Below are 19447 nucleotides of genomic sequence, written 5' to 3' on the forward strand. Positions count from 1 at the left end.
GTCAGTGCCTCTCCGATGATGAACCGATGTCGGGGCTGGATGTGTCGGGGGCCGCTCGCGACGGCGTGGGTTGCGCCACCGGCGGCGGATAGAGGGCCGCCACGCGGTCGCCCAGCGATTCCTCGCTTGTCCCGGTGTTGTCGACGACGGTGACCGGAACCGGTGTGCCCGGGCCACCCTCGTCCGGTGCGGCGACGGCGAACGACACCGCATCGTCGCGATGCCGCCGCGGATCCTGTACCGACACCGAGACTCCCTGTTCCGCAACAGCGTTGAGATCTGCGAGCCACCGTCGCCGGGACCCGGATGCGACGACGGTCAGCGAGCGCGATCCGAAGAGCGCCAGACCCGCGGCCACCAGCGCAGCGGTCCGGCCGCTGCGACTGTCGGCGGCGAAGCAGGTGACGGTGCTGCGACCCGGGGCCACCGCCGCGTCGGCGGCCTCGTCGATCACGGCGACCGGGGCCGATCGCAGCGACTCCCCCAGGGATCGGTCCACACTGTCCACGACGATGATGTCGGCATGCGCGTTCTCCGACATCGCGTCGAGGTCGGCGGCCGGATCGGCGCTGAACCGGCACAGCACAGAGACCGAACCCGCGCCGGTCAGCGACGAGCCCAGCTCGGTGAGCTTCTCCACGGCCGAGGCGATCGCCGCGAAGTCCGGCACCACCGGGATACCGACCTCGAGTGGACGGGCGGACCGATCCGGAGCAGTGAGCAGACCGGCCAGCACGACGTCGAATCCGGTGGCGCAATCCAGCATTCGCCGGTGCCTCGCCCGCAGGTCCGCGACCGTCCCGACGGGATCGCGGATCAGCACCAGGACCCGGGGTGCGGTGGCGGTGGCCAGCGCACGCCGCTCGGCTGCCGCGATGTCGTTGGCCACCACCCGGTCCGGGTACACCACGCGCAACAACGGCTCGGTCAGGATCGTGGTCACCAGCGCCATCACGACGAGCATGGCGAACAGCTCGTCGCTCAGCACGCCGAGCTCCCGGCCGGCGGCGAGGATCACCAGCTCGGTCAGTCCGCGCGTGTTCATCAACACCGCGATGGCCGCACTCTGCCTGGTGGGTATCGCACTCACCCGCGCGCCGGCATAGGCACCGACGAACTTGCCCGCGATCGCGACGAGCAGGACCAGGAGCAACTGCCCCATCCCCGCGAACCCGATCTCGGTGAGGTCGACGTTGAGTCCGGTCACGACGAAGAACATCGGCAGCAGAAGCAGCACGCTCGCCTGCTCGAGCCGCTCGAGGATCTCCCGGTGCAGTTGCTCGGCCCCCACCTTCGGCATCACCGCGCCGAACACGAAGGCGCCGAAGATCTGGTGGATGCCGATGACGTCGGTCGCCGCCGCCGAGAGGAACAGCCCGATCAGGATGACCGCCAGGATGTCCGGGGTGAGCCGGCCGGCCGTGTCGCGCCACGCGATCAGCTTGGCCAGCAGGGGACGAACCACGCCGAACATCACGGCCGCGTACACGAGCGTGAGCCCGACGATCTTGGCGACCTCGAGCGGACTGCCGCCCTGGATGATCGCGATGATGAAGGCCAGCAGCGTCCACGCCAGGATGTCGTCGATCGCGGCCGCGGCCAGGCTGAACACACCGGGGACGGTCCGCATCATCCCGCGGTCGGTGAGGATTCGCGCCAGTACCGGGAAGGCGGTGATCGACATCGCGACGCCCATGAACAGCACCATCCCGAGCCGTTCGATCTCCATGCCCCCGACCATGTTGTGCGAGGGGTAGAGCAGCACTCCGAGCCCGGCACCGAGAGCGAACGGCAGGGCGATCGAGAAGGCCGAGATGCTCGCCGCCGCGCGTTCACGCCCCTTGGTCAGCCGCATGTCCAGTTCGAGGCCGACGATGAACATGAACAGCACGAGACCGATCTGCGCCAGCGCGCCCAGCAGCGGCCGGACGTCGTCGGGGAACAGCCACTGGTCGGGATCGCCGGGCAGGAGTCCGAGCAGGCTGGGGCCCAGCGCGATCCCGGCGGCGATCTCGCCGACCACGGCCGGCTGACGGCACGCCCGCGCGATCATCCCGCCCACCCGTGCGGCGGCGATGACGACCGCGACGTCGAGCAGCAGGAAGGCGATCGTGTGTTTCTCCATGACCTCGGTTCCCTCAGACGCGGGCGTGGTGCGACTCGAAGATGAAGTGCCGACCGCCGATTCGCACATGCGATCCGGGCACCAGCACATGGGCACGATGCGGCAGCAGGCGGGTCTCGCGGTTGCCGTTGCTGGGATCGGCGACGAAGGTGCCGTTGGCGGACCCGAGGTCGACCAGTTGCACCGTCCACTCCACCAGCCGGATCTCGACGTGCCGCCGCGACAGCTGACCGGTTTCGTCCTGTACGCGAATCGGTTTGGGCGAACCCGCCGGTCCGCCTCCGGCTGATCCCGGCTCTCGACCGATGACCAGGTCCTCGTCGAGCAGGAAGGTGAATCCGTTGTCGAGCAGCAACCAGCCCAGCGGCGGCCGCTCCCCCTCGACGAGGAACGTCGTCAACTGATCCATCCGGATTCCGCAGACTCCGCACAGCCACGACTGCGGGTGGTTCAGATGGCCCCGCGAGCAACGTATCCCGTGGACCATGGCCCGGGAGGCCTCGATCTTGACGACCTCGGTCGCGGGCTTCTGATGCTCTGCCTTGGGCAGGGGCGCGCGCGGTTCGAGAGGCTCGGCGAACGGATTCGACGCGGCTCCGGGTTCGACGGGCGCGCGTCCGCCCGGCGGCATGGTGTCCCGCGGCGCGGGCTCGGACGGGAGCGGCGCGTTCGGCGACAACGGTTCCGCCTCGAACGGGCCGCCCAGCGGAGTCGAGGTGAACGGCAGCGGGCCCGGCGCGGGCGATCCGAGACTCCCGGCGCCGGGGGCCATCCGTTCGGTGGTGCCCATCGGGTCGGGCTCCGGTTCCGCTTCGGGTGCCGGAGTTCTGAGCATCTCGGGATCCGGCTCGTCGAGCCCTCCCAGCGCCTCGGTCGGCGGCCCCGCATCCGGGTCGGGTCGGGGCGGTTCGACCACCCGGTCCGGCCGCGGCTGCGCCGCTCTGTCGGGCCGAGGCTGCGCCGCTCTGTCGGACACCGCGTGGAACTCGGTGCCGCGCAGACCGAGTGGAGTGTGCAGCAACGCACCCGCGGCGGGCACCGTGCCCTCGACCAGGTCGAATCGCTCCTCGCCGACCTCGGCCGGCTCGGTGCCGGCGAGATACAGCCCGAGACCCTCGTACGGCCACGGCACGGCGCGGTCGTAGGTGTCGCCGGCGGCCGGCTCGACACGCTTGCCGTCGGTCTCGCCGTACACCCGGCCCGAGAGGAAGATCGCGATGCCGGCACTGTCGGGTGCGGCGAAGGCGATGTCGACCGGGTCGGCTGCGGTGGCCACCAGTTGCGCCAGCGCCCGCACCAGGTGCCGTCCGCGTCGGGGTGCCGAATCCGGCACGGAGACCGCCGATTCGATGTCGAGGAGGTCGGTGAGGAAGGACGCGGGCACCGTGTCGTTCAACAGGCACAGGAACGCCGGCGTCCGGATCACGACCCCCTCCCCGCGGATCAGCGTCACGGTCGGTGTGACGCTGGGGATGTCGCCCGGACTGGTCACAGGAAACGACCTCCCTGGAATCGCCAGTGGGGGAAGACCGCTCGCAGTGGCCCGTTGACCGCCACCCACACGAGCAGCCACGTGGTGACGAACTGGACCGAGAACACGAAGGGATTTGGCCGGAGGGATTCCGGGATGAGTCCCGTGTTGTCGATCACCACCCACACGAGAATTCCCTCGTTGATGGCGGTGAGGAGCCCGAACAGCGTCGGCCAGTCCTTCTCCCACCGGAACTGCTGCAGGAAGTGGTACAGGAATTCCCAGAACACCCCGAGGACGATGACGGTGACGAGCACGGTGAAGGCGACCCGGTAGACGTCGAGGATCGTCGGATCACCCGAGGAGATCAGCCAGAGGAACGGGACCAGCACGACGGTCCACAGACCACCGAGGATGCCGAGCACGAGCACGCGGGTCTGGATTCGCCCCCACAGGGTGGGCAACATGTCAGTCGACTCCCTTGTTGTTCATCCAGCGCCACCACTGAGCGGTCGACCGCCACGGCGTCAGGCGCTTGCAGAAACCCTGGCGCGCCAGGTCGTCGACGATCTCCAGGGCGGCGATCTGCAGGCCGAGGAACGTGTCGACGCCGGGAAAATAGCCCCCGAGTGTGGCACTGCCGGAGGCGTAGAGCTTGCCGTTCCCGCTCCGCGTGCCCTTCAGCTCGAAGTCACGTTCGACATCCATGCGGCCGACGGGGTTGATGCCGGCACCGGTGTGGTCGAGCAGGTCGCGCAGCAGGCGGTGCTCGCGAACGTCGGCTTCGAGTCCGGTGCAGTCGATCACGTAGTCCGCGTAGATCTCGAAGGTCCCGTCGGGCCGGTGGTCCTGCCGGATCGGTGCGTGCGGGTCGACCCGCACCGTGGTCACCACACCCTGACCACCCGCCGCGGGCACCAGACTCTCCGCCTTGCCGACGGCGACGCGGTACCAGCCCTCGCGCCGCCCACGCGCCAGCTGCTCCTGCCAGTCGTCGCGGACCGGCGTGTTGGTGCCGCCCATCTGCTTGTACGCCTCGGCCCGCTCATGCCCCTCGAGCTTGCGCATCCGGGCCTTGAGCTGTCCGCCCCAGACCGACTTCGGGTAGTTGAACCCCTGATAGGCCCAGCCGTCCTTGCCCTTGCGCCGCATGAAGATGTGCGGCCCGTGCGGTTTGTCGTAGTAGGTGCGGAACAGGTGCACGATCTGCGTCTGGAGTCCGTACGCGTCGCGATCGTCGATGAGTCGCTGGAGAACCCGGGAGGCGACGATCCCGGCGCCGCGGATCACCACGGTGCCGGGCTTGCGCTGCAACGACTGATAGATGTGTTCGTGGGATTCGTAGGCGTTCACGACCTTGCTGGCGTCGCGGTAGGTCTCCCGGAACGCCTGCAGATCGGGCAGCAGTTTGATCCCGGGGTAACCGATCGCGACGTGGACCCACTGGCTGCGGAACGCCACCCGCTTGGTGGGCGAAGATCCTTGCGGCGGTGTGAGAATCGTGAAATACCCGCCACCGGCGCGGCGCCGGATCATCCGGACCTGGCCGCGGTGCAGGCACTTCAGGTAGCCGATGCGCTCGCACTCCTTCTCCATCGAGGCGAATGCCTGTCCGGCCTTCGGCGTGTAGAAGTTCGCGAAGACGGGTTCCACCAACACGTTCCACAGAGGCTTGAACTTCTTGTCCGCCCACGCCTCCCGGACCGCGTACGACGGGAAACCCCAGATGTTGTCCGGGGTCGACGCCGAGTCGGAACGCAGGCGCTCCCCGCGGGGGATCTGCGACACCCGCGTCAGATACTCGTAGCTGTGCCACGGCACATCCTGCGGGCCGAGCACCGCGATCCGATCGAGCGGCACCCCGCTGATCCGCAAGTAGTCGACGGTCACGAACGAGCCGATGCCCGACCCGACCGTCACGAACGGGACGTCGACGACGGGAATGCCCGCTCCCTCGACCATCGCGTCGGTCCAGATGTCGGTGTCGATGAGTTGCGGGGTCAGATCGCCGAGGGCACCGCCGGGACCGGGCGCACCCCGGTTCGGCGACCGCGGGGCCTGCCGCGGCGTCGGACCGGGAGCAGGCGGGGGCGGTGGACCGGGCCGATGGGGACCCGGCGCACCCGGGCGGGGACCGCCCGGATGGGGCATACCCGGCGGGGGCCCGCCCGGCGGGGGGACGACACGCGTCGGACCCTGCGGCGGCTGATTCACGACCGGCTCCGGACCCGGGTCACGACCGCGGGCGCTTCGTGCCGGCGGGCGCAGGTGGAGTGCGTCGGGGCCCGGAAGCGCTGGGACGCGTGAACACGACGGGACATCGCTCCTCCAGGTGAGCAGACACGGGCACGGACGGTGGTAACTCTAACCCGCGACCATCGCCTCGACCGGGTTATATAACCCGATCGAATTACACCCGTCTCACCAGGTCAGCCCCCGAAGCCGGACATCGGCCGACAGGTGCACCAGCCCATTGTGCCGGTATCGAACGTGACATCGACTGTTGACAAATAAGGCGGCGTCGAAATACGTTCGAGTCATCCGCTGTGGTCTGTTTCACCGACCGAGCCGCCCAGCCGAAGGGATGCGACGATGACGAAAGCACTGACCCCGACCGATCGGGAGCACGAGGCCCCCGCCCGCTACGTGCCGCAGCACGACAAGTCCGGCGGCGACCACGACTACGGCCAGGTGCTCGACGACCTCTCCGCGGCCTCCGTGCACCGCAACTTCGACCCCTACGTCGACATCGACTGGGACGCGCCGCACATGGCGATCACCGAGAACGACCCCCGCTGGATCCTGTCCTACGAGGTCGATCCCATCGGGCGTCACCCGTGGTACCAGCAGCTCCCTCAGGAGAAGCAGATCGAGATCGGCATGTGGCGCCAGGCCAACGTCGCCAAGGTCGGACTGCAGTTCGAGTCGATCCTCATCCGCGGCCTGATGCAGTACAGCTTCAAGCTCCCCAACGGCGCGCGCGAATTCCGGTACACCACGCACGAATCCAAGGAGGAGTGCAACCACACCCTGATGTTCCAGGAGTTCATCAACCGCACCGGGGTGGACGTGCCGGGCGCCAAGATCGGCTACCGGCTGATCTCTCCGTTCGTCCCGCTCGTCTCGACCGTCTTCCCCACCCTGTTCTTCTTCGGGGTCCTCGGCGGCGAGGAGCCGATCGACCACATCCAGAAGGACTTCCTGCGCACCCGCGCCAGCCTGCATCCCACGATGGCGGCGGTGATGCAGCTCCATGTCGCCGAGGAGGCGCGCCACATCTCGTTCGCCCATCACCTCATCCGTGAGCAGGTGCCGCAGCGTGGCCGTTTCCAGCGGTTCATCCTGTCCCTCATGCTCCCGCTGACCATGCGCATCCTGTGCGGCGCGATCGTGGTGCCCCCACGTGGATTCGCCAAGCGTTTCGACGTCCCCGACGAGGTCATGAAGGACATCTTCTGGCGGTCGGCGGAGTCGAAGCGCTTCCTGCGCAACGTCTTCGGCGACGTTCGGATGCTCGGCGAGCAGAGCGGGCTGATGAACCCGGTGTCGCGACTGCTGTGGCGTGCACTCGGCATCAGCGGCCGCCCCTCGCGTTTCCGCAGCGAGCCCACATACACCGCGGCCTGAGCCGCACCGAACGCAGGTAGATCCCGAGACCATGCCCCACGTCGTCACCCAGGCGTGCTGCGGCGACGCGTCGTGCGTCTATGCATGCCCCGTCAACTGCATCCACCCCACGCCCGAAGAACCCGATTTCGGCATCGCCGAGATGCTGTACATCGATCCCGCGACCTGTGTCGACTGCGGCGCGTGTGTCAGTGCGTGCCCGGTCGGCGCCATCGTCCCGGGTCACCGCCTGCCCGCGGGCCAGGAGCGGTTCGTCGAGGTCAACGCGACGCAGTACCACGATCCGGTCGACGGGGCCGCTCGCTTCCCCGTCGACCCGGCCCGTCGGCTGCCACTCGCACCCATCGACCGGCCGCGGCAGCTGGCCGTCGAGCGCTCGATCTCGATCGGCATCGTGGGGTCGGGTCCCTCCGCGATGTATGCCGCCGACGAGCTGCTGCGGCAGCCGCAGGTCTCGGTCACCATGTACGAGCGCCTCGACCGACCGTTCGGGCTGGCACGCTTCGGCGTCGCACCCGATCACCTGCACACCCGCAAGGTGATGGAGCTGTTCGACGACATCGCGCGCAACCCGCGTCTGGAGATCCTGCTGAACACCGAGGTCGGGCGGGATCTCACCTTGGCCGACCTGCGCGCCCGACACCAGGGCGTGATCTGGGCGGGCGGCGCCCCCACCGACCGGCGACTCGCACTGCCCGGATTCGACCTCCCGGGTGTGTCCAGTGCGACCTCCTTCGTGGGCTGGTACAACGGCCACCCGGACTTCACCGACCTCGACGTCGACCTGGACACCGAGCGTGTCGTGGTCGTGGGCAACGGCAACGTCGCCCTCGATGTCGCGCGCATTCTCGTCGCCGACCCGGACACGCTCGCGGCCACCGACATCTCTCGCAGTGCGCTGGCGACCCTGCGGGCCTCGTCGGTGCGCGAAGTCGTCGTGATGGGACGTCGCGGACCCGCGCACGCGGCGTTCACCCTGCCCGAACTCATCGGACTGGTCGATTCGGGTGTCCCGGTCACCGTCGATGCCGCCGATCTCGATGCGCTCCCCGCGCCGGCCGATCTCGACGCCACCGTCCGCGGCAAACTCGAGATCCTGGCCGAATGCGCCGCGCGCCCCGAGCCGACGGGCCGTCGAATCCGGCTGGCCTTCTTCAGCTCTCCGTCCGAGGTGACCGCAGGCCCCCACGGTCGGGCGAGCGCGTTGGTCGTCGGCCGCAACCGGCCGGTCGTCGACGACGCCGGGTCCGCGGTGGGCATCGAACCCACCGGCGACACCACCACTCTCGAGACCGGGTTGGTCCTCACCTCGGTCGGCTACCGCGGCGTGCCGGTACCCGGCCTGCCGTTCGACGACGCCGCGGGGGTCATCCCCCACCTCGACGGCCGCGTTCTCGACGGGACCGAACCCGTGTCGGGCATGTACGTGACGGGGTGGATCAAGCGAGGGCCGTCGGGCTTCATCGGCACCAACAAGACCGACTCCGCGCAGACCGTCGCATCGTTGCTCGACGACCTCGAGGCGAAGGCGCCGGAGGTCTCGGTGCCGCGTCGGCGTCGGCTACTCGGCCGACGTCTGGGTGTCGCACAGTCCGTCGCCGGCCTCGACGGCGGGGCCACTGCACTAGATTGAGCAGCCATGGGGCCCGCGTATCAGCGCACCACCGTGCGTGCCGATCTGTCCGACCTTCCCGCCGACGTCGCCGCGACGCTGCGCGACCACGCCGAGTCGAAGCAGCTCACGGTCACCGATGATCTGCCGGCGTGGATCACGCGGAGCATCAACCCGCCGTCGACGACGTTCCTCGGCAAGGTTTTCGGACGACGCAGCAACCCGGTCGACCCCGACTCCGAGCACCAGACGCTGATCGTGCTGCACCCGACCCACCTGATCGTCGTCGTGTCCGGGGCCAAGCGCGGGGTCGCGGCGTTGTCGTGTCCGCTGGCTGTCGCGTCGATGTCGTCGACCCCGTATGTTCCCGAGTCGGACGGATTCTCGGTGACCGGGTTCGCCGGTGACGAGGGTCGCCCGGGCAGCTTCTACCTCGGAACCGGCGAGCCGGCCGGGCCGGAGTGCCGCGAAGCCGTTCGCACGGCGATCGTCGCCGCGAAGAATCCGTGAGCTCCGCGGACCGCACTCCCGCCCTCCCCCGACCTGCCCTCGGCATCACGCTGGCCCTCATCTCCTCGGCCTGCTTCGGCATCTCCGGCGTACTCGCCCGGGCCATGATCGAGGCGGGGTGGTCGGCCGGCGCGACGGTCACGGTGCGCATCGCGCTCGGCGGACTGGTGTTGGCCGTGCCCGGCCTGCTCGCCTTCCGCGATCGCCGACGGCCCGTCCCGGACCGACCCGGCCGCCGGTCCTGGCCCGTGCTCGTCAGCTATGGCCTGCTCGCCGTGGCAGGCTGTCAGCTCGCCTACTTCTACGCGGTGACCTACCTGCAGGTCGGGGTCGCACTGCTCATCGAGTACACCGCGCCGGTCGCGGTGCTGGTGTGGCTGTGGCTCCGCCACGGTCAGCATCCGGGACGGGTCACGGTCCTCGGCGCGGCCCTCGCGATCGCCGGACTGGCACTCGTGCTCGACCTGACGGGCGACGTGCCGATCAGTGCGGTCGGGGTGCTGTGGGCGCTGGCCGCGATGGTCGGGGCCGCCGCCTACTTCGTGATCTCGGCCGACGATCGCACGGGCTGGCCGCCGTTGAGCCTCGCCGCCGGCGGCCTGCTCATCGGTGCGCTGGCCCTCGTCGGCGCCGGACTGACCGGACTCCTGCCGATGACCATGACCACCGTTCCGGTCCGGGTCGGTGCACTCGAGGTGGCCTGGTGGGTGCCGCTGGTCCTGCTCGGTGTGGTCTCGGCCGCCATGGCCTACGGCTTCGGCATCGCGGGCGGGCGGCTCCTCGGCGCGCGCGTGATGTCCTTCGTCGCCCTGTCCGAGGTCCTGTTCGCGGTGGTCTTCGCCTGGCTGGTTCTCGACGAACTGCCGGCACCGATCCAACTCGCCGGCGGCCTGCTCATCGTGCTCGGCGTCGTGTGCGTCCGTCTCGGCGAAGCCGCCCCGGCAGCGTCACACGATTGAGAATCACCGTGCGCGTTTGTGAATAATGTTGCGCACGTTGCACATCTGTCCCCAGGTTCGGCGTGTTGGGACTGAATGTGTCGCACGTCGCAACGCGCCGGGGTACTGTCGTGCCCCATGTGGGGGGAGGAACCACGCGCGACGGGGATGTTCTCGAGGTTTGACTACATCGACGCCGCGCTCACGACCGGGGATCGGTTCACCGATCTCGTGCTCGGGGTCGACGACCCCGACACCCGGCTCCCGGACGTCCCCGGCTGGACGCTGACCGACTGCCTGGGTCATGTCGCGTCGGCACCGTCGCGCTTTCTCGGACTCGCCCGCGGCGAGGGCGAATGGTGTTGTTCGGCGGTCGACGTCCCCGACTTCAACGCCAAGCAGATCGCCAACCTGCCCACCCGGGACGTGCGACTGCTGTGCCGTCGGCTGGCCGACGACCTGCGCGAACTCGTCGACGAGGTGTCGCACTTCCACGCCCAGGTCCCCAAGATGCACTTCGACGGCGACCGCCTCATCCGCGCGGACGCCGCACTGGGTCTGCTGATCGGTGAGTTCGTCGTGCACGCCCACGACATCGCCCGGGCCGTCGGCGCCCGCTGGTGGGTCGAGCCCGAGGTGGTGTCGATGATCATCCGCGCCCGCCAGCACATCCTGCCGAGCTGGGTCGATCCGGTGAACGCCGCCGGCCATTCCGGCACCTACGACATCCGGTTGCGCGGGTGCGGCGAACGCCATGTCTACGAGTTCACCGACGGCGAGCTCGTGATCGACCCGCCGGAACCCCGCCGCCCCGACGTACACATCAGCGTCGACCCGGCCACCGCCCTGCTGGCCGGCTACGGCCGGGTGTCGCCGGGATGGATCGGCCTCACCGGCAAGGCGATCGCCTGGGGCGCCCGCCCGTGGCTCGCACCGCGGCTGGCCCAGCGATTCCTACCTGCCTGAGCGGGCGCGCTGCTCCCTGATCCGAAAGCAGCACCAGATTCCTGGTTCCCGTAATCCGGAGAGAGGGCCGCCCCTCTGCCCCCTGAGGTGCGAGGAGCGAAAGCCGCCGGGCCGAGCAAGCGACGAAGGAGCGCGTCGAGGTCGACGAGCCTCGAAGGGCGGCGACCATGGTCACCAGCCCCTCGAGGCTCGCTTCGCTCGCGTAGGCGAGCGCCGTTCTTCGATTGTGCGGCTGACGTATCAGGTTCAGCGACCGGTCGGCGAACCAGCGGGGCGGCTCACCCGACGACCCTGCCCGCGGCTGCCCGCGCGCTGCTGATCGCCGGCCCGCGAGTGTCCCGCGCCTCGACCCTGACCGCCTGTGCGACCCTCGGCCGAGCGCGAACCGCCCGACCGTGAGTCACTCCGGGCCGGACGTCCGCGGCCCTCGCCGCGGGTGCCGCGCGCGTCACCGCCGGCGGCGTTCCGGCCACCGCCGGTGCCGGCGCTCCGGTTCTCGCCTCGAGCACTGCCGTTACCGCCCTGGCCTCGGCCACGACCGCCGCGGCGACTCCCCTGTGACCGGCCACCCTGAGCGCGGCCGCCCTGGGACCGACCACCCTGAGCACCGCCGCCACGCGCGGCCTCGGCTGCGGCGCGCGCGGCTGCGGACACGCGGGGCGCGCGCTCGCCGACGAGCTCGTCGACGGCCGCCGACGAGGCGTCGACGGAGACGGGGGTGACGTTGATCTTCGCCTTGCGCAGCAGCTGCGCGACCTCACGACGCTGCTCGTGCAGGCACACGGTCACCACGTCGCCGGCCGACCCGGCCCGGGCGGTGCGGCCCGAGCGGTGCAGGTACGCCTTGTGCTCGGCCGGCGGGTCGACGTGAACGACGAGCTCGATGCCGTCGACGTGCACGCCGCGGGCGGCGACGTCGGTGGCGACGAGGACGCGGACGTCTCCCTCACCGAATGCGGCGAGGTTGCGGTCGCGCTGCGCCTGGCTGAGGTTGCCGTGCAGGTCGACGGCGGGGATCCCGGCCTCGGTCAGCTTCTTGGCGAGCTTCTTGGCCTGATGCTTGGTGCGCATGAACAGGATGCGGCGCCCGGTGCCGGAGGCGAGTTCGGCGACGAGATCCTGCTTGTTCGCCGAGGAGACCTCGAAGACGTGGTGGGTCATCGCGGCGACCGGCGACTCCGCCGAGTCCACCGAATGCAGCACCGGGTTGTCGAGGAAGCGCTTGGCGAGCTTGTCGACGCCGTTGTCCAACGTCGCCGAGAACAGCATCCGCTGTCCGTCGGCGGGGGTCGCGGCCAGGATCTTGGTCACGACGGGGAGGAAGCCGAGGTCGGCCATGTGGTCGGCCTCGTCGATCACGGTGATCTCGACCTCGTCGAGGCGGACGATGCCCTGGCGCATCAGGTCCTCGAGACGACCGGGGCAGGCGACGACGATGTCGACGCCGCGGCGGAACGCCTGCTCCTGGCGGGTCTGCTTGACCCCGCCGAAGACGGTGGTGACGGTGAGTCCCACGGAAGCGGCAAGCGGCTCGACGACCGCGGCGATCTGGGTCGCCAGCTCGCGGGTGGGCGCCAGGATCAGGCCGGTGGGTGCTCCCACGTAGCGCTTGACCTGCATCTCGGCCAGGCCGGCGACGAGCGGGATGGAGAAGGCGAGGGTCTTGCCCGATCCGGTCTTGCCGCGGCCCAGGACGTCTTTGCCGTCGAGGGTGTCGGGCAGGGTGTCCTGCTGGATCGGGAAGGCGTCGGTCTTGCCCTGCGAGGCCAGGACCTTGACGAGTTCGGTTGGAACACCGAGGGATTCGAACGACACACCGGGAGCAGACGCAGCGGCGTCGGCAGGGGTGGTCGTCGGGGTTTCGAGTACAGCAGTCATGTGGTGTGCAGGTGTCTTCCTGTGCTTGGCACGCGAACAGCACGACTGACGTGCAAGGCGGTGCCGGTGGCGAACACGCGGGTGCGCGAGCTCGTTCGCCGTATGAAGTCAATGGCAGGTGGCCGACCTGTGTCGGAATCTCCAGACCTGCGAGAGAGGCGTTCTACGACGCTAGACGCGGCCGGTACGGGCGCATCACTGACAGCAACAGTACGCGTCGGTCATCGATACCGCGAATCGCTGTGATGCACGTCGCGTTTCGCCGGAACCTGTGCCACCGTCTCAGAACGCCTCGCTGAGCATCACCGCGACGGTACCCGGCTCCAGTGCGTCGAAGACGTGCTCGACGTCGCCGGGATACGAGATGTAATCACCCGCCGCGAGGACTTCGGCGGAGTCCGTGGGACCGAGACGCGCACGGCCACAACTGATCACGACATGCTCGATGATCCCGCGCGCATGCGGCGCCGAGATTCTCGGCTTGCCGGGTTCGGCCCTGATGACATACATGTCGCGCCGCGACCCCGGCGAGGCGGTGGACAGCAGGGTGGCCGAATAGTCCGCGTCCGCGGCCGGGATGACCGGCCCCTCGCCGAAACGGATGACCTCGACCGTCGGCATCGGCGAATCCAGCAGCGCCGAGAACTGCACGCCCAAGGCCGTCGAGAGGGCCCAGAGGGTTTCCACGCTCGGATTCCCCTCCCCCGATTCGAGCTGGGACAGGGTCGACTTCCCGATTCCGGCTCGGCGCGCGAGTTCGGTCAGGGACAGACCGGCCCGCGTTCGTTCCCGTTTCAGCGACGCCGCGACGAGCTCTTTCGGGTTCACCGACCGTGCATCGTTCATCAAACCGTCCGATCGTCCATCTTGACGAACACACTCCTCTTGTTCACTATGATAGTCATGCGTTCGGCTTGGAGAACACTCGACACGGCGACCCTGCGCGCCGTCGTCGTGATGTCTCTGTCGGTGCTCGTCATCGGGGCGTCGTACGGCGTGGCCGCGCACACCGCGGGTCTCGCGCTGTGGCAGATCGTCCTGATCGCCACGGTGGTGCTCGCCGGCTCGTCGGAATTCGTCTTCGTCGGCATCCTCGCCGCCGGCGGGCTCCCGATCCTGGCTGCACTGGCGGGCCTGTTGGTGAACACCCGCAACTTCGGATACGGCCTCGCCGTCGGGAAACACCTGCGCAGCACTCCCGAGATCCTGTTCGGCGCACACCTCATCAATGACGAGACAGCAGCTCTGGCGACGGCCGAGTCCGACCCACGTCGCGCACGCGCCGCATTCCTGTTGTGCGGTCTGGGTGTTCTCGTCTCATGGCCCGTCGGGGCCGCCCTGGGGGCCGCCCTCGGCGGCGTGGTCGCCGACCCCGCGAGCCTCGGGCTCGACGCCGCGTTCCCCGCCCTGCTCGCCGCATTGGCCATCCCGGCCCTTCGCGACGGCGCCACCTGGGCGGCCGTGACCATCGGCGCAGCGGTCGCCGTGGCGTCGACACCGTTTCTGCCGGCCGGGTTGCCGATCATCGGTGCGCTCGGGGGGTTTGCCGCGCTGGAGACGGCCCGGCGGTTCCGTGCGGCACCGCCGCGTACACCGGATCGGTCCGACTCCGACGCCGCCGACGAGGACGTCACGACACGTGACATCGTCGGGCACAACACCATTCGGAGCGGGCAGTGAACACCGGGGCCTCCCTCGCGATCGGCGTCGCACTCCTCGCCGTCGGCACCTACGCGATGCGCGCCGCCGGACCTGTCCTGCGGAACCGGATCTCGGTGTCGGAGGCGACCGAGAAGCTGATGGACCGGGCGGCCGTCGTCCTGCTCGTCGCCGTGGCGCTGACGGGCGCGTTCTTCATCGACCACGACTTCGCCGGATGGGCGCGGCCCGCTGGTGTGGCGGTCGGCGTGATCGCGGCGCTGCTCAAGGCGCCCCTCGCCGTCGTGGTCATCCTCGCCGCCGCCACCGCCGCGGGATTACGAGCACTCGGCGTCGCCTGACGTCATCGTCACGCAACGTCACCGCACAACGTCACCGGACCACGGCCGGAGTCGTACAGCTGTCCGGCACGGCGACCAGCGAGCACGCCACCGGCATCTGCGTCGGACGATAGTCGCGGCGAACTCCGTGGTCGCGGGTGATCTGACGATAGGCGGCGACCGCATCGGTCGGGTGACGGGCCAGACTCGGGTCATGCTGCGCGTCAACGGTGTACAGACCGAAACGCGAGTCGAAGTCACCCCACTCGTAGTTGTCGGTGAGGCTCCAGTAGTTGTACGACGCCACGTCGATGCCGTCCTGACGGGCTCGCTGCAGCCAGTACACGGTGTCGCGTAGGTGGTCGGCCCGCCGGTAACCGTCCGGCCGCCGGCCTCGGGGGTCGGTGGCCAGACCGTTCTCGATCACCCGGATCTGCTTTCCCGGGAACTGTTGCGCGACATGACGGAGCACGTAGTAGATGCTCTCCGGTGCCTGCGAACTCTTCCAGAACTCACCCGACGCGCCGTTGGCGACGGAAGCGTCGCCGACCGAGAAGGAGTAGTAGTGGTCGACGCCCACGAAATCGAGTGTGTTCCGCATGCGTTGCGGGAACACCGATTCGAGCCATGTCTGAACACCGGCGATCGGGTAGTACGCCATGTTCGACGACACCTGCGCCCCGGGTTGGACGCGGTGGATGTGGCGGTGGATCGCCCGGTGCGCCGTCACGATCCCGTCGGCCATGAGCCCCGCGTTCTGCGGTGCCACTCCCCCGTACATCACCTCGCGCCGAACGTATTCGGTGGGTTCGTTGAAGGTGATCCACAGCGGGTCGGCCCACGCATACCGGTCGACCACGCGCTCGGCGAAGCGTACGAGGTCGGCCGACATCTGCGGACGATTCCAGCCGCCGAGGTCGACCGCCCAGCCCGGATGCACCCAATGGTTGAGGGTGATCATGGGCCGCATCCCGGCGTCCACGACCGCGCGGATCACCCGATCGTAGAACGCCCACCCGGCCGGATCGTCCCGACCGCGCGACGGTTCCACCCGCGACCATTCGACCGACGTTCGGTAGATACCCACTCCGAGGCTCTCGGCGCGGGCGATGTCCTCGGCGTAGCGATGGTAGAAGTCGACCGCGTTGCCGACACGGTGGGCAACCCGGCCCTGATCGCCGTATCGCACCCAGTTCGAGTCGCGGTTGTACCCTTCGGACTGGAAACCGGATTGGGCGACGCCGAACTCGAAGGCAGGACCGAGCGACGGAACATTCGCCGACGCCGTCCCGACACCACCGAGAGCGCAGATCCCGACCAGGATCGCGGCCGTCGCGGTGGCCGCGGCACGACCTCGACTCCGCCTGAAACCCCCGCCTATGGAACGTCTTCCGAGCGCGTTCAGAACGGGCTCCCCGTGATCGGTGCGGCGCGGTCGCACGGAACCGGTCGCGGGTTCTCCGGATCGAGCGCATTCAGCACGAAGAACGCCGCACGCCGCGAACCCGCGATCCCGGCATGCTCGGTGTAGTCGACCGAACACCCGTCCTGGACGACGATGTTGCGTACGTTCGAACCGCCCGGCGGCAATCCGAGGGTGTAGGGCACGACGAGTTCGTCATACCGCGTGGCGATGTTGGTGTACCGGACCGACGGCAGGTAGAAACCGCCGGCGGCGATCTTGCGCAGCACCGGCGCCCCAGGGTCGAGCTGGGCGCAGGCCTGACAGAACGGCACCTGCTCGGGTCGTAGCCCGAGAGACCGGACGATCGGCATGATCACGTCGTTCCCACCGACCCCGGAGCCCCGCCACGCCGGGGCCAGCGACACGTAGTTGTCGATGGCGTCTCGTCCGCCGAGATACTTCGCGTAGTACGCGGGCACCACCGACCCCTGCGAGTGGCCCACGATGTCGACCTTGGACGCGCCGGTCGTCCGGCGGACCTTGTCCACGAACTCACCGAACTGTGCGGCGCTGGTCGACATCTCGCCCATGCCGCCGATTGCGCTGATCGGCCACGGCGCCCCCGTCACGGCGCCGTAGGTCGGCGCGAACACGCAATAACCCTCGTTCTTCAGCAGCGGGACGTAGGTACCCCAGTTGGTCTGCTGCGACCCGCCTGTGCCATGGACCAGGATGACCGGATTAGGATGGCGCGCAGACGGTTTGCAGTTCCAGTCATTCGAACCGGGAAGTGAGCCGCCCGGTTCGGCCAGTTCGTTCGGGATGCCGCCCAGGAAGTTGTAGGCGACCGGCAGGGTCTCGGCACGGGCGGGTGACACGGTCATCACCAGCACACCGATCACGGCGACGACCAGGCCCCACAGGGTCTTCGGCGATCTCATGGACGAAACCTAACAAACCGTCTCAGGCCGGGACGTGGGTTTCACAGGACCCACTGTGAAAACCAGATTGCCGCGCGGCCCGCCTCCGCCACCGGGCCAGACCGCCATCAGTCCGAGCCGGGTTCCTCGTCGCGGTGCCGGATGTCACGGACCGTGGCGACCGCCGAGGCGAACACCAGCACGAAGCCGAGCACGAGCAGGGTCACTGCGGCATAGTGCATGATCTGCTCGTAGTGCCCGACGTCGAATTGTTCGGCAGCGATGCGCAGGCCGACCACCACGAGCCAGGCCAGGAACGCCATGGTGAGGGCCCTCCGCTGGAAGACCGCACTTCGACGCCGGTGCTCGTACTCGCCGAGTTCGTCGATGGCGTCGAGGACGATCCCGCTCATCCGCGCGTGTGCCGGGGAATCATGCGGCAGCTTGGTCAGGATGTCGACCTTTTGCGAGAGCTTCTGGTGGCGGTCGTTGGCGTCGAGCCGCGCGATGACCGCACCGATCACCGCGACGAGCAACGTCCCGGCGAACGTGAGCATCGCGGCGGTCATGGGCGAAAACCTACACCGCAGGGCTTGGCCACGACCCTGGAAGCGACCGGGTCAGCGGGAGTGACGGTCTGGGTGCCGAGGCGGTCAGCGCGTCTCGCGGGTGGCCGCGAGGCCGGCACGCGCCAGGATTCGCTCGGCACGACGGAATTCCAGCGAATGGCACCGGCCGTCCGCGAGGACGCTGCCACTCGCTTGTCGCAGCAGGATCGCCGCGAGTGAGGACGCCGTCCGCGGCGGGATGACCAGCAGGGTCACCGACCGTCCGGACGCGGTGAGAGTCATCAGAGGAGGCTTCTCCGGCGAGTCCGGCGAGTCCAGACCGGGAAGACGACGAAAGCTGCTCCAGTTCACGTCGATGCCGCTGACATCGCCGACCGACGACCGCGCCGTCGTGAGCATCCCGGGGAGTTCGTCGGCGAGTTGGACCGTGTACGGATACCAGGCACCGGCGACAACCGCGGCCGGGTCGACGCCGAATCGCACCCGGGCGGGGCCGAGCAGCGGCTTCATCCGTCGAGCCGATTGTTCGGGGCGACCCGTGGGCTGACTCCCACGGGACGAGTAGCGACCTTCACCGTTGCCACCTGACTCGACCACCCGTGGGCGGTCATCTGACACCGGTGACGCCGACAGTGGTCTGTCGGATGTTCGATCCAGTTGGTCGCAGTGTACGCCCGGTTCTCATCGCGCCGCCGCATCCGCGTGACTCCCGGGTACACGGGTCACCGCGGATCGCTGACCCCGCGCACGATCTGCGTCGCCGCCGGCACGTGCCCGACCGAGAGGCCGCGCGCTAGGACTGCCCTTCCACTGTCACCGTCACGGTTCGGCGCCGCGGGCCGGAATCGGGTGGGGTGCCCGCTCCACCCCGATAGGAATACTCGAAAGCGATCGATGTCGAGCCGGGCGCCACTGCGACGAACCGCATGGTCAGCTCGATTGCACTCCCGGGCGGGGCCGGCTCCTGTTCGCCGCCCGACCCGTCGGCGAGCAACGGTGTGAGCACCTCGGGATCAGGATCATCGGCCACCCTCCACTGATCGCCGACGCTGTGGTTCACGGTGCCGAACTCGACGGCCAACGTGTCGCCGACGTCCAGATGAACCTCCCCGACTGTCGAGGGCACCGACAGGCCACGGGTCGACGACCCGCCGGGCGTGCCACTGCCGGTTGTGGTGCCGGCGCAGCCCACCAGAGCGCCGGCGATCACGATCGCAAGAGCGGGCGCCGTTGACCAGGGACCACCTGCTACACGGCACCAACTCACCGCAACCTCCTTGCCCGCACCGAACGCCCCCTACCGAGGGCGGCATCTGCAATGCTGCCCGCGACCGGAAGTCGGTGCAATTCACGACATCTCGATCGTTGCGACCACCAGCATGTTCACCCCCACGGCGGGCCCGCCGTTTCCTGGTGGTGGTCGCGGGCCATCCCGCCACCTTCACCG

18 protein-coding genes are annotated in these 19447 nt (G+C 69.0%); 7 read left to right on the forward strand and 11 right to left on the reverse strand.

What is annotated here, in order from left to right:
* Nucleotide 1 precedes the first annotated feature (1 nt).
* The 4 genes from AB4Z55_RS20535 to AB4Z55_RS20550 are packed head-to-tail and all read right to left on the reverse strand — an operon-like array spanning nt 2 to nt 5747.
* A complete protein-coding gene (locus tag AB4Z55_RS20535) occupies nt 2-2125 on the reverse strand; it encodes a cation:proton antiporter (RefSeq protein ID WP_101821907.1) in 2124 nt (707 codons plus the stop codon).
* A gap of 13 nt (nt 2126-2138) precedes the next feature.
* Nucleotides 2139-3617 carry an FHA domain-containing protein gene (locus tag AB4Z55_RS20540; protein ID WP_369520412.1) on the reverse strand — a complete coding sequence of 493 codons (1479 nt, stop codon included), beginning with the start codon at nt 3615-3617 and terminating at the stop codon, nt 2139-2141.
* The gene (locus tag AB4Z55_RS20545) at nt 3614-4063 is read right to left on the reverse strand and encodes a hypothetical protein (protein ID WP_354559906.1); all 450 of its coding nucleotides are present in this window, start codon (nt 4061-4063) and stop codon (nt 3614-3616) included. Before AB4Z55_RS20545 ends, AB4Z55_RS20540 begins: the two co-directional genes overlap by 4 nt.
* A 1-nt stretch (nt 4064) precedes the next feature.
* Nucleotides 4065-5747, reverse strand: a complete 1683-nt coding sequence (locus AB4Z55_RS20550; RefSeq protein WP_276521986.1) for a hypothetical protein — start codon at nt 5745-5747, stop codon at nt 4065-4067.
* Nucleotides 5748-6188: 441 nt separating this feature from the next.
* Between AB4Z55_RS20550 and AB4Z55_RS20555 the strand changes: the two genes are divergently transcribed.
* From AB4Z55_RS20555 to AB4Z55_RS20575, 5 genes are all read left to right on the forward strand, one after another.
* Nucleotides 6189-7223 carry a diiron oxygenase gene (locus AB4Z55_RS20555; protein WP_101821918.1) on the forward strand — a complete coding sequence of 345 codons (1035 nt, stop codon included), beginning with the start codon at nt 6189-6191 and terminating at the stop codon, nt 7221-7223.
* A 31-nt stretch (nt 7224-7254) separates the two neighbouring features.
* A complete protein-coding gene (locus tag AB4Z55_RS20560; protein WP_369520413.1) occupies nt 7255-8856 on the forward strand; it encodes a 4Fe-4S binding protein in 1602 nt (533 codons plus the stop codon).
* 6 nt (nt 8857-8862) lie between these two features.
* Entirely contained in the window at nt 8863-9345 is a 483-nt protein-coding gene (locus AB4Z55_RS20565; RefSeq protein ID WP_248644969.1) for a hypothetical protein, read from the forward strand.
* On the forward strand, nt 9342-10304 hold the full coding sequence (locus AB4Z55_RS20570; protein ID WP_369520414.1) for a DMT family transporter: 963 nt from the start codon (nt 9342-9344) through the stop codon (nt 10302-10304). The genes AB4Z55_RS20565 and AB4Z55_RS20570 overlap by 4 nt, the downstream gene beginning before the upstream one ends.
* A 147-nt stretch (nt 10305-10451) precedes the next feature.
* Nucleotides 10452-11249 carry a maleylpyruvate isomerase family mycothiol-dependent enzyme gene (locus AB4Z55_RS20575; protein WP_354559899.1) on the forward strand — a complete coding sequence of 266 codons (798 nt, stop codon included), beginning with the start codon at nt 10452-10454 and terminating at the stop codon, nt 11247-11249.
* 246 nt (nt 11250-11495) lie between these two features.
* Here AB4Z55_RS20575 and AB4Z55_RS20580 read toward each other — a convergent pair whose 3' ends face one another.
* The gene (locus AB4Z55_RS20580; RefSeq protein WP_101821926.1) at nt 11496-13127 is read right to left on the reverse strand and encodes a DEAD/DEAH box helicase; all 1632 of its coding nucleotides are present in this window, start codon (nt 13125-13127) and stop codon (nt 11496-11498) included.
* Between the two features lie 282 nt (nt 13128-13409).
* The gene (locus AB4Z55_RS20585; RefSeq protein WP_369520415.1) at nt 13410-13973 is read right to left on the reverse strand and encodes a helix-turn-helix domain-containing protein; all 564 of its coding nucleotides are present in this window, start codon (nt 13971-13973) and stop codon (nt 13410-13412) included.
* 57 nt (nt 13974-14030) lie between these two features.
* Here AB4Z55_RS20585 and AB4Z55_RS20590 point away from each other — a divergent pair, with 57 nt between their 5' ends.
* Both AB4Z55_RS20590 and AB4Z55_RS20595 read left to right on the forward strand, forming a co-directional pair.
* Nucleotides 14031-14807 (forward strand): AzlC family ABC transporter permease, encoded by a 777-nt coding sequence (locus AB4Z55_RS20590; protein WP_369520416.1) that lies wholly within the window; start codon nt 14031-14033, stop codon nt 14805-14807.
* Nucleotides 14804-15127, forward strand: a complete 324-nt coding sequence (locus tag AB4Z55_RS20595) for an AzlD domain-containing protein (RefSeq protein ID WP_239403727.1) — start codon at nt 14804-14806, stop codon at nt 15125-15127. The genes AB4Z55_RS20590 and AB4Z55_RS20595 overlap by 4 nt, the downstream gene beginning before the upstream one ends.
* Nucleotides 15128-15158: 31 nt before the next feature.
* On the opposite strand, the gene AB4Z55_RS20600 is transcribed toward AB4Z55_RS20595, so the two are convergent.
* The 5 genes from AB4Z55_RS20600 to AB4Z55_RS20620 form a co-directional block, all read right to left on the reverse strand.
* The gene (locus AB4Z55_RS20600; protein WP_369521039.1) at nt 15159-16430 is read right to left on the reverse strand and encodes a family 1 glycosylhydrolase; all 1272 of its coding nucleotides are present in this window, start codon (nt 16428-16430) and stop codon (nt 15159-15161) included.
* Between the two features lie 77 nt (nt 16431-16507).
* Nucleotides 16508-17452, reverse strand: coding sequence for an esterase/lipase family protein (locus AB4Z55_RS20605; protein WP_369520417.1), 945 nt, complete (start codon nt 17450-17452; stop codon nt 16508-16510).
* Nucleotides 17453-17559: 107 nt separating this feature from the next.
* On the reverse strand, nt 17560-18000 hold the full coding sequence (locus tag AB4Z55_RS20610) for a hypothetical protein (RefSeq protein WP_101821938.1): 441 nt from the start codon (nt 17998-18000) through the stop codon (nt 17560-17562).
* 84 nt (nt 18001-18084) lie between these two features.
* On the reverse strand, nt 18085-18510 hold the full coding sequence (locus AB4Z55_RS20615; RefSeq protein ID WP_101821940.1) for a DUF5994 family protein: 426 nt from the start codon (nt 18508-18510) through the stop codon (nt 18085-18087).
* A gap of 283 nt (nt 18511-18793) precedes the next feature.
* Nucleotides 18794-19210 carry a hypothetical protein gene (locus tag AB4Z55_RS20620; RefSeq protein ID WP_369520418.1) on the reverse strand — a complete coding sequence of 139 codons (417 nt, stop codon included), beginning with the start codon at nt 19208-19210 and terminating at the stop codon, nt 18794-18796.
* Nucleotides 19211-19447: the final 237 nt, after the last annotated feature.

The organism is Gordonia sp. ABKF26 (assembly GCF_041103195.1).
GTDB lineage: Bacteria > Actinomycetota > Actinomycetes > Mycobacteriales > Mycobacteriaceae > Gordonia > Gordonia terrae.